General features: G+C 69.3%; 20 protein-coding genes and 1 pseudogene. 5 read left to right on the top strand and 16 right to left on the bottom strand.

The genetic code is table 11. The annotated features are described in order from the left end of the window. Positions 1–3: 3 nt before the first annotated feature. Positions 4–864, bottom strand: coding sequence for a hypothetical protein (locus ACFVST_RS02560; RefSeq protein ID WP_390146097.1), 861 nt, complete (start codon positions 862–864; stop codon positions 4–6). A 130-nt stretch (positions 865–994) separates the two neighbouring features. Here ACFVST_RS02560 and ACFVST_RS02555 point away from each other — a divergent pair, with 130 nt between their 5' ends. Together ACFVST_RS02555 and ACFVST_RS02550 are read left to right on the top strand one after the other, a co-directional pair. Beyond that, positions 995–1,198, top strand: a complete 204-nt coding sequence (locus ACFVST_RS02555; RefSeq protein WP_390146095.1) for a type II toxin-antitoxin system prevent-host-death family antitoxin — start codon at positions 995–997, stop codon at positions 1,196–1,198. 15 nt (positions 1,199–1,213) lie between these two features. Beyond that, entirely contained in the window at positions 1,214–1,678 is a 465-nt protein-coding gene (locus ACFVST_RS02550) for a GIY-YIG nuclease family protein (protein WP_390146094.1), read from the top strand. A 71-nt stretch (positions 1,679–1,749) separates the two neighbouring features. On the opposite strand, the gene ACFVST_RS02545 is transcribed toward ACFVST_RS02550, so the two are convergent. From ACFVST_RS02545 to ACFVST_RS02480, 14 genes are all read right to left on the bottom strand, one after another. Beyond that, the gene (locus tag ACFVST_RS02545) at positions 1,750–1,935 is read right to left on the bottom strand and encodes a helix-turn-helix domain-containing protein (protein WP_390146092.1); all 186 of its coding nucleotides are present in this window, start codon (positions 1,933–1,935) and stop codon (positions 1,750–1,752) included. Continuing rightward, complete coding sequence (locus ACFVST_RS02540; RefSeq protein ID WP_390146090.1) at positions 1,935–2,171, bottom strand: hypothetical protein; 237 nt, start codon at positions 2,169–2,171, stop codon at positions 1,935–1,937. The genes ACFVST_RS02545 and ACFVST_RS02540 overlap by 1 nt, the downstream gene beginning before the upstream one ends. After that, positions 2,168–2,644: a hypothetical protein gene (locus ACFVST_RS02535; protein ID WP_390146088.1), complete on the bottom strand. Its 477-nt coding sequence runs from the start codon at positions 2,642–2,644 to the stop codon at positions 2,168–2,170. Before ACFVST_RS02535 ends, ACFVST_RS02540 begins: the two co-directional genes overlap by 4 nt. Next, positions 2,641–2,832 (bottom strand): hypothetical protein, encoded by a 192-nt coding sequence (locus tag ACFVST_RS02530; RefSeq protein ID WP_390146086.1) that lies wholly within the window; start codon positions 2,830–2,832, stop codon positions 2,641–2,643. The genes ACFVST_RS02535 and ACFVST_RS02530 overlap by 4 nt, the downstream gene beginning before the upstream one ends. After that, positions 2,829–2,996, bottom strand: coding sequence for a hypothetical protein (locus ACFVST_RS02525; protein ID WP_390146085.1), 168 nt, complete (start codon positions 2,994–2,996; stop codon positions 2,829–2,831). Before ACFVST_RS02525 ends, ACFVST_RS02530 begins: the two co-directional genes overlap by 4 nt. A 112-nt stretch (positions 2,997–3,108) precedes the next feature. Then, positions 3,109–3,831 (bottom strand): exonuclease domain-containing protein, encoded by a 723-nt coding sequence (locus ACFVST_RS02520; RefSeq protein WP_390146083.1) that lies wholly within the window; start codon positions 3,829–3,831, stop codon positions 3,109–3,111. After that, a complete protein-coding gene (locus ACFVST_RS02515; protein ID WP_390146082.1) occupies positions 3,828–4,358 on the bottom strand; it encodes a hypothetical protein in 531 nt (176 codons plus the stop codon). The genes ACFVST_RS02520 and ACFVST_RS02515 overlap by 4 nt, the downstream gene beginning before the upstream one ends. A gap of 67 nt (positions 4,359–4,425) precedes the next feature. Next, positions 4,426–5,271: a Rad52/Rad22 family DNA repair protein gene (locus ACFVST_RS02510; RefSeq protein WP_390146080.1), complete on the bottom strand. Its 846-nt coding sequence runs from the start codon at positions 5,269–5,271 to the stop codon at positions 4,426–4,428. Beyond that, the gene (locus tag ACFVST_RS02505; protein ID WP_390146078.1) at positions 5,268–5,918 is read right to left on the bottom strand and encodes a hypothetical protein; all 651 of its coding nucleotides are present in this window, start codon (positions 5,916–5,918) and stop codon (positions 5,268–5,270) included. The genes ACFVST_RS02510 and ACFVST_RS02505 overlap by 4 nt, the downstream gene beginning before the upstream one ends. Further along, positions 5,915–6,061 carry a hypothetical protein gene (locus tag ACFVST_RS02500; RefSeq protein WP_390146076.1) on the bottom strand — a complete coding sequence of 49 codons (147 nt, stop codon included), beginning with the start codon at positions 6,059–6,061 and terminating at the stop codon, positions 5,915–5,917. Before ACFVST_RS02500 ends, ACFVST_RS02505 begins: the two co-directional genes overlap by 4 nt. A gap of 110 nt (positions 6,062–6,171) precedes the next feature. Next, positions 6,172–6,504 carry a hypothetical protein gene (locus ACFVST_RS02495; RefSeq protein ID WP_390146075.1) on the bottom strand — a complete coding sequence of 111 codons (333 nt, stop codon included), beginning with the start codon at positions 6,502–6,504 and terminating at the stop codon, positions 6,172–6,174. Next, positions 6,501–6,884: a hypothetical protein gene (locus ACFVST_RS02490; protein WP_390146073.1), complete on the bottom strand. Its 384-nt coding sequence runs from the start codon at positions 6,882–6,884 to the stop codon at positions 6,501–6,503. The genes ACFVST_RS02495 and ACFVST_RS02490 overlap by 4 nt, the downstream gene beginning before the upstream one ends. Continuing rightward, positions 6,881–7,249, bottom strand: a complete 369-nt coding sequence (locus tag ACFVST_RS02485; RefSeq protein ID WP_390146071.1) for a hypothetical protein — start codon at positions 7,247–7,249, stop codon at positions 6,881–6,883. The genes ACFVST_RS02490 and ACFVST_RS02485 overlap by 4 nt, the downstream gene beginning before the upstream one ends. Positions 7,250–7,498: 249 nt before the next feature. Then, positions 7,499–7,714, bottom strand: coding sequence for a helix-turn-helix transcriptional regulator (locus ACFVST_RS02480; protein WP_390146069.1), 216 nt, complete (start codon positions 7,712–7,714; stop codon positions 7,499–7,501). Positions 7,715–7,951: 237 nt separating this feature from the next. Between ACFVST_RS02480 and ACFVST_RS02475 the strand changes: the two genes are divergently transcribed. Together ACFVST_RS02475 and ACFVST_RS02470 are read left to right on the top strand one after the other, a co-directional pair. Further along, entirely contained in the window at positions 7,952–8,365 is a 414-nt protein-coding gene (locus tag ACFVST_RS02475) for a helix-turn-helix domain-containing protein (RefSeq protein WP_390146067.1), read from the top strand. Between the two features lie 148 nt (positions 8,366–8,513). Next, complete coding sequence (locus ACFVST_RS02470; protein WP_390146065.1) at positions 8,514–8,756, top strand: hypothetical protein; 243 nt, start codon at positions 8,514–8,516, stop codon at positions 8,754–8,756. 76 nt (positions 8,757–8,832) lie between these two features. Here ACFVST_RS02470 and ACFVST_RS02465 read toward each other — a convergent pair whose 3' ends face one another. Beyond that, positions 8,833–10,380 (bottom strand): recombinase family protein, encoded by a 1,548-nt coding sequence (locus ACFVST_RS02465; protein ID WP_390146063.1) that lies wholly within the window; start codon positions 10,378–10,380, stop codon positions 8,833–8,835. A gap of 37 nt (positions 10,381–10,417) precedes the next feature. On the opposite strand from ACFVST_RS02465, the pseudogene ACFVST_RS02460 reads away from it, so the two are divergent. Continuing rightward, positions 10,418–12,046, top strand: a pseudogene (locus ACFVST_RS02460) (ComEC/Rec2 family competence protein); the annotation flags it as partial. Positions 12,047–12,174 lie beyond the last annotated feature (128 nt).

Below are 12,174 nucleotides of genomic sequence, written 5' to 3'. Positions count from 1 at the left end.
TCCTCAGAATCCGAGGTCGTTTTCGTAGGCGGAGGCTGGCGGGCACTGGAAGGGCTGGTGTCCGCCGCCGGCGACTGCCCGGAGCGGCGGGCGTTGCGTGCCGGGTGCGGGGATGGGCGGGAGTTCGGCCCAGCCGCGGAGGAAGTACTTGGCCGACTCGACGCGGGTACGGCTGCGGGCGGCGACGGCGTGGTCGACCATCGCGGGGATCCCGGCGGTCTTGATGACCGCGAGGACGGGGAACCAGGCGTCGCCGCGGAAGGGCCAGCGGACGGTGACGCCTGCCGCGGTGAGGGCGTCGACGAGGGGGCGGGCGGCTTCGGGGATGTCGGGTCCGAAGCGGTCGGCGGCAGGCGTCTCCTGCTTGCTAGCTGAGGGGGTAGTTGGTGAGGGGTTATGAGGGGTAGGGGTCCCGGATTCTGGGACACTGACGTCCCGGATTCCGGGACACTGAGCCGCTTCAGTGTCAGGAGTTTCGGGACACTGGGCTTCTGCGTCAGTGTCAGGAGTTCCGGGACTCTGAGGGGCATCAGTGTCCCGGTTCTCGGGACACTGAGAAGGCGTGTCAGTGTCAGGGATTTCGGGACACTGAGGCTCGGGGATCCGGTACTTCGCGGTCCCGTTCTTCTGGCCGGCGGAGACCTTCTCCAACGCGCCCTTGGCCACCAGGGACTTCAGGACCGCGTACATCTGCGAGCGGGACACGCGGGCACGTCGGAGCATCTGGGGGCGCTCAACGCTGTTCCAGGTGGTCCTGGTCTCGTCGTTGGCATCCTCGGCAAGGGCGACCAGGACGTAGGCCTCACGGTGGGTAAGGGCCTGCGGCGCATGGTCGAGCATGTCGACGATCAGACGGATTCCCACGCGATGGCTTCTCTCGATCAGTTCAGTCAGGGCATGCGGAGCTGGGGCCGGGTAAGGGTGGATCCCTGCTCTCCCTGTAGACCCAAGTGTACACTTGGGTACGCTGGTGTACGTCAGATACCCTGTGCGTATGCCTGCGAACACAAGCGCCGAGATCGGTATCCGCGAGCTGCGGGCGTCGCTGTCCGACGTCGTGAACGAGACCGCCGTCCGTGGCCGAGTCACCTACGTGACCAGTCGGGGGCGTCGCGTAGCCGCGATCGTGCCCGTGCCCGAAGCGGAAGCGATCGAGGCGAGGCGACAGCCAGGGAGCGGCGACAACTCCCGGGCCTGACCGAGGAGCACCCACGTGTACCTGGACGACCGCCGAACGGCCCTGTACCGCATCTACGATGCGAGCGGCGTTCTGCTGTACGTAGGAATCACCCAGAACGTCGAAGAACGCTGGACCGCGCACGAACGCGACAAGAGCTGGTGGCCGCAGGTGGCAGCGAAGACCGTGGAGTGGTTCGACACCCGCCCGCTTGCTCTCGCGGCTGAGCGGTACGCGGTGCGTGAGGAGTCCCCCGTGCACAACGTCACAGGGAAGCCGTGGTCGGCAACTCGTCGCCCCCTCGAAGCTGGGGAACGCACCGTCCCTCAGCTCCGGGCCGGTCTCACCGAGCACTGCCGGGAAGCGGCCAGTTCGGGTACAGCCGTCACCATCGTCGACAGGGGACGCGAACGCAGGCGCGTCGCCGTGCTCGTGCCCTACGACTTCTACGAGCGGGCCCTCGAAGCACTCGACGAGACGGCAGTCCCCGCCGTGCAGTGATACGCGCCAGAGCACGCCGCGGCGGGGGCGCACCGTGCTGGTGTCCCCCAACGGCGTCCGTGCCGGCTGCGTCATGACCGGCGCCGGTGGCCCCTGCTACGCAGCTTCCCGCCGGCTTCGAGGATCAGGTACCGGGTGCAGCCGAAGCTCCGGCCGATCTCCTCGGCGACGGCGCGCACCGAGATGCCCGTCGCGTACAAGTCGGCGGCCTTCTGGGCGAGTCGGGCCCGTTCGGCGCCAGCGAGTTGTTCCGTCATCAGGTGTCCGTTCGCTGGTGGTAGGCGTCGGCCGCGTCGGCGGCCTGCTGAGCGAGGGCGGTCTCGGCACAGACCTTGTGCGCCGGGGCCTTCTTCGAGTCGCGGAGGTGGGTGTCGTGGCCGCAGTAGCGGCAGGGCTGCTCCGTTGCGGCCCAGTGGGTGGAGGAGCGCCAGTCGAGGAGCGTGCCGGGCACCCACTCGTCCGGCGGGGCACGGCGGTTTCGGCGGCGGCTCATCCCGTCACTCCGAGGGGGTCTTCGCCGGGGCGGAGGCCGCTGATGATGAGGGTGAGTTGGCCGCCCTTGCGCTTCTCCCGGAGTCGTATGTCGGGGCCGACGAGGTGTTCGTGGTCGTCATCGTCGAGGAGGCCGGCGTCGACCAGGCCGTCGATCGCTGCCTTGAAGCTGGGGTACCAGTTGGCGGGGTCGGCGCGGCGGTTCGACGGCGGGTGCAGGATGCCGAGGACGTGAGCCCGTCCGAACAGGGCGCCGGGGGTGGCCGCCGTAAGGGCGGTCATCAACTCGGCGTGTTCGGTGGTTGCTTGGTGGGCTGCGTCCCGAATCAGGCGGGTGCGCTGGGCGCGCATGTGGTGGTGGATGCGCTGGTTGGAGTTGATCAGCGGTAGGCCGGCGGGGAGCAGCACGGTGAACGGGCCGGGCCCGGCCGCCGTGGTGGCGGCCGGGCTGGCACTCAGGGAGGGCGCGGTCACTTCGTGGTCTCCGCGTCCCACATGTCCGCGATCTGCCGCAGCAGATGCGCGGCAGCGCGCTTCGTGATGCCGCGCGCGGAGGCCTCGGCCACGGGCCGGGCCGCGTCGTCGCCGGGCCTGATGATGACGTAGGCGAGAGCGTCACGGCCGTCGACCGCAACCATCTGGACATCGGGCTTCTCGGTCACTTCGGTCCCTCGATGGTGTCGGTGGTCGTGAGGCCGAGGGCGGCGAGCAGCAGCCGCTGATCCTCGGCGGAGCGGGCGTGCCGCTCGACCAGGCGCCGGGCCGCGGCGAGTTCGGCGGCCGGGTTCTCGGCAGCGGTGACGCCGTCGGTGTCCTGGAACGTCATGGACGCTCACCCCCGCGGTGCCGCCCCCGGGTCTGCGGCCACGCGCGCACGATGTAGACGAGGAGCGCGAGGGAGAGCGCGAGGACGATCACGCCGACCTGGGTCTGGGTACTCACGACTCGGCCCTCCGCGGGCCGGGGATCAGCGGCCAGCCGGTGTCGCACACCGCGGTCGGATCCGTCTTGCGGAGGTGCTGCTGGAGGCCGGTCTGCTGCTCCTCCCGCCACGCCTGCTGCGCCAGGTAGAGCGCCTCGGCGTCCACTTCGCGGAGCTTCGGGTACTTCTCGAAGAGGGCGTCGGCGACGCCGAGGGCGGCGGTCGCGTCGGCGTCGGCGGTGTGCCAGTCGGTCAGGCCCACGCCGTAGTGACTGGCCACCGTCTTCAACCGGCGGTTACCGCGGCGGTACTTGTCGACCTGCTTGTCCAGGACCAGCGGGTCCAGCAGCGTGTACGGGGTGCGGCCGTCGAGGCGCTGATCCATGGTCAGCAGCCCGTGGCGCAGCAGCTCGTGGTGCAGGACGGACCAGTCGTACGACAAGTTGAAGGCCACCACCGGCATTCCGTGCCGCAGGCAGGAGGCGAGCATCCCCGCGATCTCGTCGAGCGCCGCCTGCGGATCGGCACCGTGCTCGCGGGCCTGCTCGTCGCCGATGCCGTGGATGGCGGTGGTCTCCGGCGGGATCGGCACGCCGGGGTTGATCAGCCAGGTGCGGGTCCGGTCACGCCGGCCGCCGCCGCGGGCGACGATCGCCGCGGTGACGATCCGCGCCTCCGTCGGGTCGGTGGAGGTGGTCTCCGTATCCCACGCGAGGCGTCGGCTGTCCCTGTAGTTCACTGGGCACCCCCGGCGGTGAGCTGCGGCAGCACCGACTCAGGAAGCTGGCTCGTACGCCAGGCGTTCATCACGGCCTGGCGCCCGGTCTTCTTGAACCGCACGTTGTGAGTGCGGGACCGGGCCGGCGCGATGGTGACACCCGGCACCTCGTGGATGACACCGGTCTCCGGGTCGGCCCACTCAGTTCCTCCGGCCGCTGTCATCGCGCCGAGCACGCGGTCGGTGAAGGCCTGGCGGACCGAGGTGACGAACTTCCGCTCGATCTCGGTGCTGTAGTTCTCGCGGACCCAGGCGGTGAACGCCTCCAGGTCCGAGACGCGGGCCTCCGCAGAGCCGCTGGACAGGCTGACGGTGGCGATGTCGCCGACGCCCGACAGGTCGACGGCGACCTGCCGGGTGCCGGTCTCCGCAGCCGCAGCGTTGAGGAGCTGCTGAGTCTCGCCACGGGCGGTGTTGTAGGCGTCTTTGACCTCGTCGAGCAGGGTTTTCAGCACGGCCTCGCGGGCCGCTGCCTCTTTCAGGTTCACGGGGTCTCCCGGAAGAGGGCGCCGCCCCTCGAAGGGGAGGGAGGGGCGGCGCCCGGTCGATGGGTTGTCAGGCGGCCTGAGAGCCGCGCATCAGCTCGGTGGCCTGCCGGTACTCCGCGGCGGTGCCCTGCTCGATGGAGTGGCCGAAGGAACCCACGAACTGGGCGGGCAGGCCGTCCACGAACTGGGCGTCCTGGGCGGCCGCCCACATGGCGTCGAGCGCGGTCTGCCGCTCGGCAGCCCCGGCGGGAGGCATCGCCCCGGGACGGGAAACGGCCGCCGGGGCCGGGTCAGGGGCGGCCTTCGGGCGGGCCTGCTGCGAGGCGGCCGGCGCGGGCGTCGGCCGGTGCTCCGGTTCCGGCTCGGCACCCTGCTTGTCCGGCGTCGGTTCCGCACCGACCGGCGCGTCCTCCGACTCAGGCACGGGATCGCCCATGTACGCCAGCGACCGCATGACCACCGCACCCTGCGAACCGTCGTTGTAGAGGGACAGGCCGAACTGGTCGCCGAGGTTGACCGCACACCGCTTCAGCGCCTGCGAGAGAGCCGTCTTCATAGCGAGGTCGTGGGCGTCGCCGAGGGACGGCTGGTTGATCGCGTCGCCCGCGGCGGCGTCCTCAAACACGGTGAGCGGCCGACCGTCTACGGCCTTGACCGTGAGCCGGACCTGCGCCCGGTAGACCACGGTCCAGCGCGAGCGGTCCCCGTTCTTGGACTCCCGCTCAGCGACGAGGTCCAGGGACTGCGTCTCGACCGTGAAGCCCTCGAAGCCGAAGATCCGGATGAGCTGGCGGCGGACATCCCACGCTTCGAGGTGGGACATGCCGCGCAGGTTGCGGACACGCTTGCCGCTGATGGGCTGGAGCAGGAAGTTCACCTGCTGCTCGGTGAGCTTGGGGGCAGGGGCGGTCACGGGGCGGCCGTCCTTCCTGTTGTCGGGGTGGTGGGGCAGGATCCGCCGGGCAGGTGGGACTCGGCTCGGCCGTCGGGGCAGGCACAGCCCGCGCACCCCGGGCACCAGGCAGCTGGGGCCTCACCGCAGCGCTTGCACGCGCCGTCCGCGGGGGCTCGACCCGCCTCGGTGTCGTCCTCGTCGTCCAGGCCGAGGGCCTTGGCCACTTCGTCGATGTCCAACTCGGTCTCGCCCCGGTCGCGTGCTGCCGCAATGAGCAGATCCGCAGCGCTCCACTGCAGCGCCCGCTCGCGGTACCGGCGTTGGATCTCCGGCGACCATGCGGCCGCCTTCAGTTCGGCGACCCGGGCTCGCAGCGTGTTCGCGTCCTGGTGGGTGCGCGCGGCCTCCGTTACCAGGAAGTCCCACTCGGAGCTGTCGCAGGCGTGCAGGGCCTCGACCAGGTCGTCGTGGCGGCCGGAGAGATCCGCACGCACCTGCTCCAACTCACCCCGCAGGCGTTCAACCTCGGCGGCCAGTGACAGCGCGATCTCGTGGAGCGCCTTCTCGGTGCCGTCGTTGTAGGCGGCGTTGGACCAGGTCGACGTGCGCTCGCCGTACTGGCTCAGCCGCGCCAGTGCCGCCTCGGGCGTCAGGTCGGTGCTCATTCGGCACCGCCCTTCGGCTTCACGCCAGCGGCCTGGTGCCAGGCGCTGAACTCCGGGCCGCTCATGCCGGGCTCGCTGCCGTCGACCGGGGCCTGCATGGCGGTAGCAGAGGCGAGCGCGAGGGTCGCGTGCACCTGGGCCATGGCCAAGTGGTGTGCGGCTGCCGCAGGGTTGACTGGCTCTCCACCCGGGCTGTGGGTGTACGAGGCAGCGCTCAGCAGGCGCTCGGCTTGTGCGTAGTGCTCGGGGCCGGTCATGCCACACCGCCCTGGCGGAGGTACTGCACGAACTTGTCGGCACCCTGCTGAGTCCCGAACGACCTCGCCCGCAGGAGGCGGCCCTCCTGCCAGCGCACCCGCCAACCGAGGTCGGTCTGCTCCGCCTTAACCGACTTCCGGATGCCAGCGGTGGTGCCCCGCTCGGACCGGAACTCCGCGACCGCCGCGGTGCAGCAAACGGGCTCGCCCTCAACGCTGTACTCGTCGAACCGCAGCTCCGGGTCGGCCGCGGCCACCGGGGTCAACTCCTCCCACGGCAGGCGGCAGTACGAGCACAACGCAGTCTGGTCGTGACGCATGATCTTCACGCAGCCACACCACCCTCGCTGCGCTGCGCCGGGACCGACTTCGGCGCCACGGTCGCCCGCAGAGCCTCCGCCAACCGCAGCACCTGGGCGCCGTACACCGGCACCGTGCCGCCGCCGGCGATCTCCGCCAGCAGCCCGGCCACCCGCTCGTCCCGCTCGTGCGCGGCGTACGAGTCCAGCCCCTGCGCCCCAGCGGACCGGTCAAGTTCGGCGATGTCGCGCAGCTCGTCGAGGAGGCTCTCGCCGTCCTCCTCCGCGGCCGTCGCCAGGCCCAGCATCACCGTCGTCAGATAGTGCGAGACGTCCAGGCTGGCCCCGGTCGGCAGCGCGCCGACGTAGATACGGAACGGGCCCGTGACGGGCGGCATGTGATCAGTCATCGCTGACCACCCGCCACAGCGGCGGCCGGCGCGAGGAGCTGCCGCAGCGACTCCGCGTCCAGCGAGGGGAGCGGGGCCGGGTACGTCACACAGATCCCGACCGTCACCCCCCGCCACACGGTGGCCAGTTGCGCAGCCGCCCGGCGCTCGCCGGTGCCCAAGCTGTTGAAGATCGAGGTGCGGATGGTGCCACCCATCAGGGCGGCGCACTGCTCGACGGCCTGTGCGTCGGTGGCGTCGTGGCTGCGGCCGGTGAGCACGCCGTTGGTTGCCACCTCCCAGCTCAGGGAGCGGAGTTCGGGGTGGTTAGTGAGCAGGTCGGTCATCGCCTGGGCCGCGGCGACCTGCGGGATACTCGTGGTCACGGTGATCCTCTTCTTTCTGTGGTGTGAGGTGATCCGTTGGGCTGCCCGGGCCAGGCCGGGCTTGGGCAGCCCTCCTTGTTCAAGCCGCGTGGGCTTGAACCGCAGGCAGTTCTTGGCTTCTGCGAGGGCGGGTGAAGATCCGCTTCAGTGCTGCGATGGCCTCGGGGGGCGGCTCAGGGGCAGTAGCGACTCGTGCGTGAATATCCGCGATTGCTGCACTGCCGAGGAGACGCTGACGCTGTTCGGCGGTCACGCGGACATCTCCTCGATGAGTTCATCGACGGTGCAGCCGTAGGCCCGGCGGATGATGAGGAGCGTTTCCAGGCGGGGCCGGTGCTTCCCGCTGACGATCTTGGAGACGGTCGGTTCGGAGAGGCCGGTGCGCTTGGCGATCGCGTACTGACTCTCGTCGCCTTGCTTCCGGGCGAGATCCCGCAGCCGGTCAACGCGCAGGGTGTATGACATGACACCTCCTTCCTTGCTGGCCAGACCGAATATCTAGCTCATGCGCTAGGAAATCTAGCCTGAAGCAAGCTTGCTCGCAAGCTAGGTTCCGCGTGTCGCAATGCTTGATCGAGCCAAGTGGCGGGTTGTCTGAATCGCGCAAGGGTCGGGATCTGCGACCGCCATGGAGGTCTACCTGCAATCTTGCTCGTGTGCAAGGGGTGCACATACGTCTTGCGCGCTCGCTAGCCTGTCGCCATGAGGAGCGACGAAGCGACGATCCGGCACAGGTTCGGAGCCCGGGTGTCAGAGGCGGCACGTAGCGCCGGATACGACATTGACGGGCGCGGAGGGAAAGCTCAACTGGCCCGCGACGCAGGCATGTCCGAGAGCAGTGTCGGGCGAGTGCTCGCCGGGAAGGTCATTCCGGATCCCAAGTACTTCGAACCCCTGGCCAGAGTCATCAAAATCGACCCCGTTGAACTGTTCATCGAGGCTGAACTCTTGTCGCCTAACTCTGTCGCTGCCGTATGGAGTAGCGACCGCAGTACCCGGATCCTCGTCGCCCGCATTGGAGAGATGACGCAGCGGGACCGTGAAGAGTTCGCGGAGATTGCCGAGATCTACGCTCGACGCAGGCGGCAGTCGCGCAACGAACAACCATCCGATTGATCGTACTTTCTGGTTACTGAACCGCTAGTTCCGTTTTGATCTACGATTCTCTGAAAATGTCAAGCGCCGCGCCCGGTGGGGGCAACGGGTGCGGGCGCACGTTCACGCAATCGCAGCGTGCACCCAGCATGAGGGGGTAGATCAATCCGTGTCAGACCACACGCCTGACCCCGAGCGCAGTTTCGACCTGGATATGGAGTTCGTCGCGGAACTCCCCAATGGCCAAGCCGTCGCGCCCATCGAGCAGGAAGGTTCCTTTATGTGGCTCGTGGTCGAAGGGCACATGACAAAGCAGTGCCTTGACGAGATGTCGGAGCACCTCCAGCACATCGTCCGGAATGGACTGTGGGAGCAGAACTGGGATAACAGCCCCAGCGCTGCATCGGGCTGAAGATCCACCCCATGTCGGGAGGCTGGCCATACCCAGCCTCCCGACGACAGCCGATACCCATGCTGGCGACCACCTGTCACCGACCGACTTCCCCCGCAGGAGCGTTCCAGGCCACAGAGCGGCGGCGAGGCGACCGACTCACGAACCCCGGCTCGCCGACAAACGTCAGATTGATCCGGCCCGGCTCGATGGACCGCACCCCCTTCGCGCGTGCCCTGTTCAGGCGGATGTTGACCACTGTCCGCAGTACCGTTCGCTGCTGCTCGACCGTCAGCGACTCGTTCCACAACTGGTCGGTCTCATCGAGAGGTCTTCCAACGATCCGGCGCAAGAGTGGCGGCGCTGTCATCTCCTCCGCTTCACGCTTCGCCTCGTCAATCAAGGGTTCCAGCCGTGCTTCCAATGCCATCAGCGAGGTGATCGACAACCTCGGCCGATTCTGCTCGTCAAACTCACCCGCAGCCGCGCGAGCCTCCTCCAACTGCGTCGTCAGCATCTCCTCTCGGGCCCGGGCCTCCATCGTCCGCTGCTCCTGATCGCTCGATTGAAATGCGGTGACCGCGGCCTTCGAAGCGAGCCACGCGATGACGGCCTCTTCCACGTAGGCGTCCATCTTGTCCGTCCGCATCACGGTGTCGTACTTCTCGCTGCACTGATACGACAGAGCGCCCCGAGATTTCAGCACCTTCAGATGCGGCGTGTGTGCGCATACTCCGCACCGGGCGACCCCCGATAGCAGGTGCTTCACAGACCGGTCCTTCGTCGTGAGTCGACTCGGATCACTGATGATCTTCTGCACCGCAAGGAACAGATCCATCGGGACGATCGCAGGCCATATTGCTTCGCCGACGTCCTCGCCCTGAAAGATGCGCCGTCCGGCATAGCCGCGATTGCGTACCATGGTCGTGACGTGGTGTTGCTCCCACGGAATGCCAGGCAGCCGTTCACCGTGCGCCCGCAGGTCCTGCATGATTGAGTATCCCGTTTCCCCGGCCGCGACTCGCTCGAACACGCGCAGCACGATGTGGCTGCGCTCGGGGTGCGGGTACTGCTCGATCAGCTCACCCGAATCGGGATCGTAGCGGCGAGCGTAGCCCCAGAGCACCCGGCCGTGCGGGGCGCCCTTCTTAGCCTGTGCCCGGGTCGTACGAAGCACTCGGTCGCGGATGCCTTCGGCTTCGTCCTCGGCAGCGATCGCGTCCTGAGCAGTTGCCTTACGGTCCTCTCGCTTCGAAAGGTCGTAGACCTGCCCGTTGTAGCAGAGCAGTACATTTGAGGCCATACAGGCATTCCGCAGGCGAATGTAAGCCTCGATGTCGCGGTAATAGCGAGATGCCTCCCACGCGACGACGATCCGGCCACGGCCGGACTCGATGGCATCGATGAGTGATTCGAAGTCTTTCCGCTTGCGGCGGGCATGACGGGATGCGGAACGGTCGACGTCCTGGTCGAACACCTCCGCGATGGGCCAGTTGAATTGGTCGCAGAGTTCTGTTCCGGCGTTGATCTGGTCGGCAACTGAGCGGCCCTTCTTCTTCGGGTCGCGGGACGCCCGCCCGTAGAGCAGTGCGTGGAACGTGACGTTGGGAAACACCATGTGCAGGTACTCGGGGGCGATCGGCATGGGCGCAGCCTAGCGAAAGAACAGAGGGCAAGGCAGGCTGTCAGGGGCAAATTTCACGATTCTGTTGGCCCTGCTGATCGGCCCGCCGGGTCTCGCGCATCGGGTTGAGCGTCGCGGACTCGCACCCCGTCTCGGTCTCGGTCTTCGGACCACGGCTGTGCTGGGCGGCGCGCTCTCCCTCGGGTTCGTGGTGGTCTGCCGGCCCGATCCGAGTGTGCTGCGCGCCGCCGCCTGCGGGGCCGTCGCCCTCCTCGCCATCGCCACCGGCCGGCGCCGCACCCTGCTGCCCGCGCTCGCCGCCGTGACCTTGCTGCTGATCCTCTACGACCCCTGGCTGGCCCGCAGTTACGGCTTTCTGCTCTCCGTCCTCGCCACCGGTTCGCTGCTCCTCCTGGCCCCGGGATGGAGTCGCGCACTCCGGGCACGCGGGGTGCCCGGCAGGCTCGCGGAGGTGGTCGCGGCGGCCGCTGCCGCGCAGGCGGTGTGCGCTCCGGTCGTGGTGGTCCTCGCGTCGCGGGTGAGCCTGGTCGCCGTGCCGTGCAATCTGCTCGCGGAGTTCGCGGTGGCCCCGGCCACCGTTCTCGGTTTCGCCGCCCTGGCCGTGGCGCCGGTGGCGCTGCCGGTGGCCCGGGCGCTGGCCTGGTGCGCCGGGTGGCCCGTGGGCTGGCTCGCCACCATCGCCCGTACCGGTGCCGACCTGCCCGGCAGCGGTGTCGGCTGGCCCGGTGGGTGGCGGGGTGCGCTGCTGCTGGCCCTGCTGACCGTCCTTGTGCTGCGCGCCGGGCCCCGGTTGCTGCGGCACCGCTGGGTGGCCGCCCTCGGCGCCGCCGCACTGCTGCTCTTCGTGGTGCGGCCCGCACCGCTCACCCGGGTCGTCACCGGATGGCCGCCGCCGCACTGGCAGTTCGCCATGTGCGACGTCGGGCAGGGCGACGCCACCGTGCTCGCCGCGGGCCGCGGGAGCGCCGTCGTCATCGATGCCGGGCCCGACCCCGGCCGGGTCGACGGCTGCCTGCGCGCGCTCGGCGTGACCCGCGTTCCGCTGCTGCTGCTCAGCCACTTCCACGCCGATCATGTCGCCGGGCTGCCGGGGGTGCTGCGGGGGCGCCGGGTCGCGGCCATCGAGACCACCGGCTTCCAACAGCCCGCGGACCAGGCGGAGTTCGTGCACCGTACGGCCGCCTCGCGGCATATCCCGGTGACCCGCGCTTCGGCCGGTGAGCGGGGCCGTATCGGTGGGCTGCGCTGGCGGGTGCTGTGGCCGCCGCCGCGCCCCTCGCCGCCCGACGGGCCCAACGACGCCAGCGTCACCCTGCTGGCGCGGGTCGGCGGGCTGCGGCTGCTGCTCCTCGGTGATCTTGAACCACCGGCCCAGCAGGCCCTGTTGAGCGGACCGGACGCGGCCCGCCTGGCCCGGGTCGACGTACTCAAGGTCGCCCACCACGGCTCCGCACACCAGGATCCGGCGCTGCTGCGGTGGGCGGCGCCCCGGGTGGCCCTGATCTCCTGCGGTGAGGACAACCCGTACGGGCATCCCGCGGCGCGGACGGTGGGGGCGCTGCGGGGTGGCGGCGCGATGGTGCTGCGCACCGACCGCGACGGCTCGCTGGCGGTGACGGGTTCCCGGGGCGGCCCGGGGCTCGGTATCACGGCCTCGGCCCGCTGATGCCTGCGCGACGTGCGAGGTCGACAGCGTGCCGGACGGCGGTGCCACCGGCCCACGGCGTCCCGATCGACGGCGCCCCCGGCACCCCGGATGAACGGCGGAAAACAGTGACGGGTACGCTCAATTCG

Source organism: Streptomyces sp. NPDC058045 (assembly GCF_042885635.1).
Classification (GTDB): Bacteria; Actinomycetota; Actinomycetes; order Streptomycetales; family Streptomycetaceae; genus Streptomyces.
This window is presented reverse-complemented; position numbering and strand designations above follow the sequence as displayed.

Bases quoted from the DNA above. Each gene is read 5' to 3' on its own strand.
- ACFVST_RS02555 (WP_390146095.1), top strand. From the start codon at position 995: ATGCCTGCGAACACAAGCGCCGAGATCGGTATCCGCGAGCTGCGGGCG.
- ACFVST_RS02545 (WP_390146092.1), bottom strand. From the start codon at position 1,935: ATGACGGAACAACTCGCTGGCGCCGAACGGGCCCGACTCGCCCAGAAG.
- ACFVST_RS02540 (WP_390146090.1), bottom strand. From the start codon at position 2,171: ATGAGCCGCCGCCGAAACCGCCGTGCCCCGCCGGACGAGTGGGTGCCC.
- ACFVST_RS02525 (WP_390146085.1), bottom strand. From the start codon at position 2,996: ATGACGTTCCAGGACACCGACGGCGTCACCGCTGCCGAGAACCCGGCC.
- ACFVST_RS02505 (WP_390146078.1), bottom strand. From the start codon at position 5,918: ATGAGCACCGACCTGACGCCCGAGGCGGCACTGGCGCGGCTGAGCCAG.
- ACFVST_RS02500 (WP_390146076.1), bottom strand. From the start codon at position 6,061: ATGGCCCAGGTGCACGCGACCCTCGCGCTCGCCTCTGCTACCGCCATG.
- ACFVST_RS02490 (WP_390146073.1), bottom strand. From the start codon at position 6,884: ATGACTGATCACATGCCGCCCGTCACGGGCCCGTTCCGTATCTACGTC.
- ACFVST_RS02480 (WP_390146069.1), bottom strand. From the start codon at position 7,714: ATGTCATACACCCTGCGCGTTGACCGGCTGCGGGATCTCGCCCGGAAG.
- ACFVST_RS02475 (WP_390146067.1), top strand. From the start codon at position 7,952: ATGAGGAGCGACGAAGCGACGATCCGGCACAGGTTCGGAGCCCGGGTG.
- ACFVST_RS02465 (WP_390146063.1), bottom strand. From the start codon at position 10,380: ATGCCGATCGCCCCCGAGTACCTGCACATGGTGTTTCCCAACGTCACG.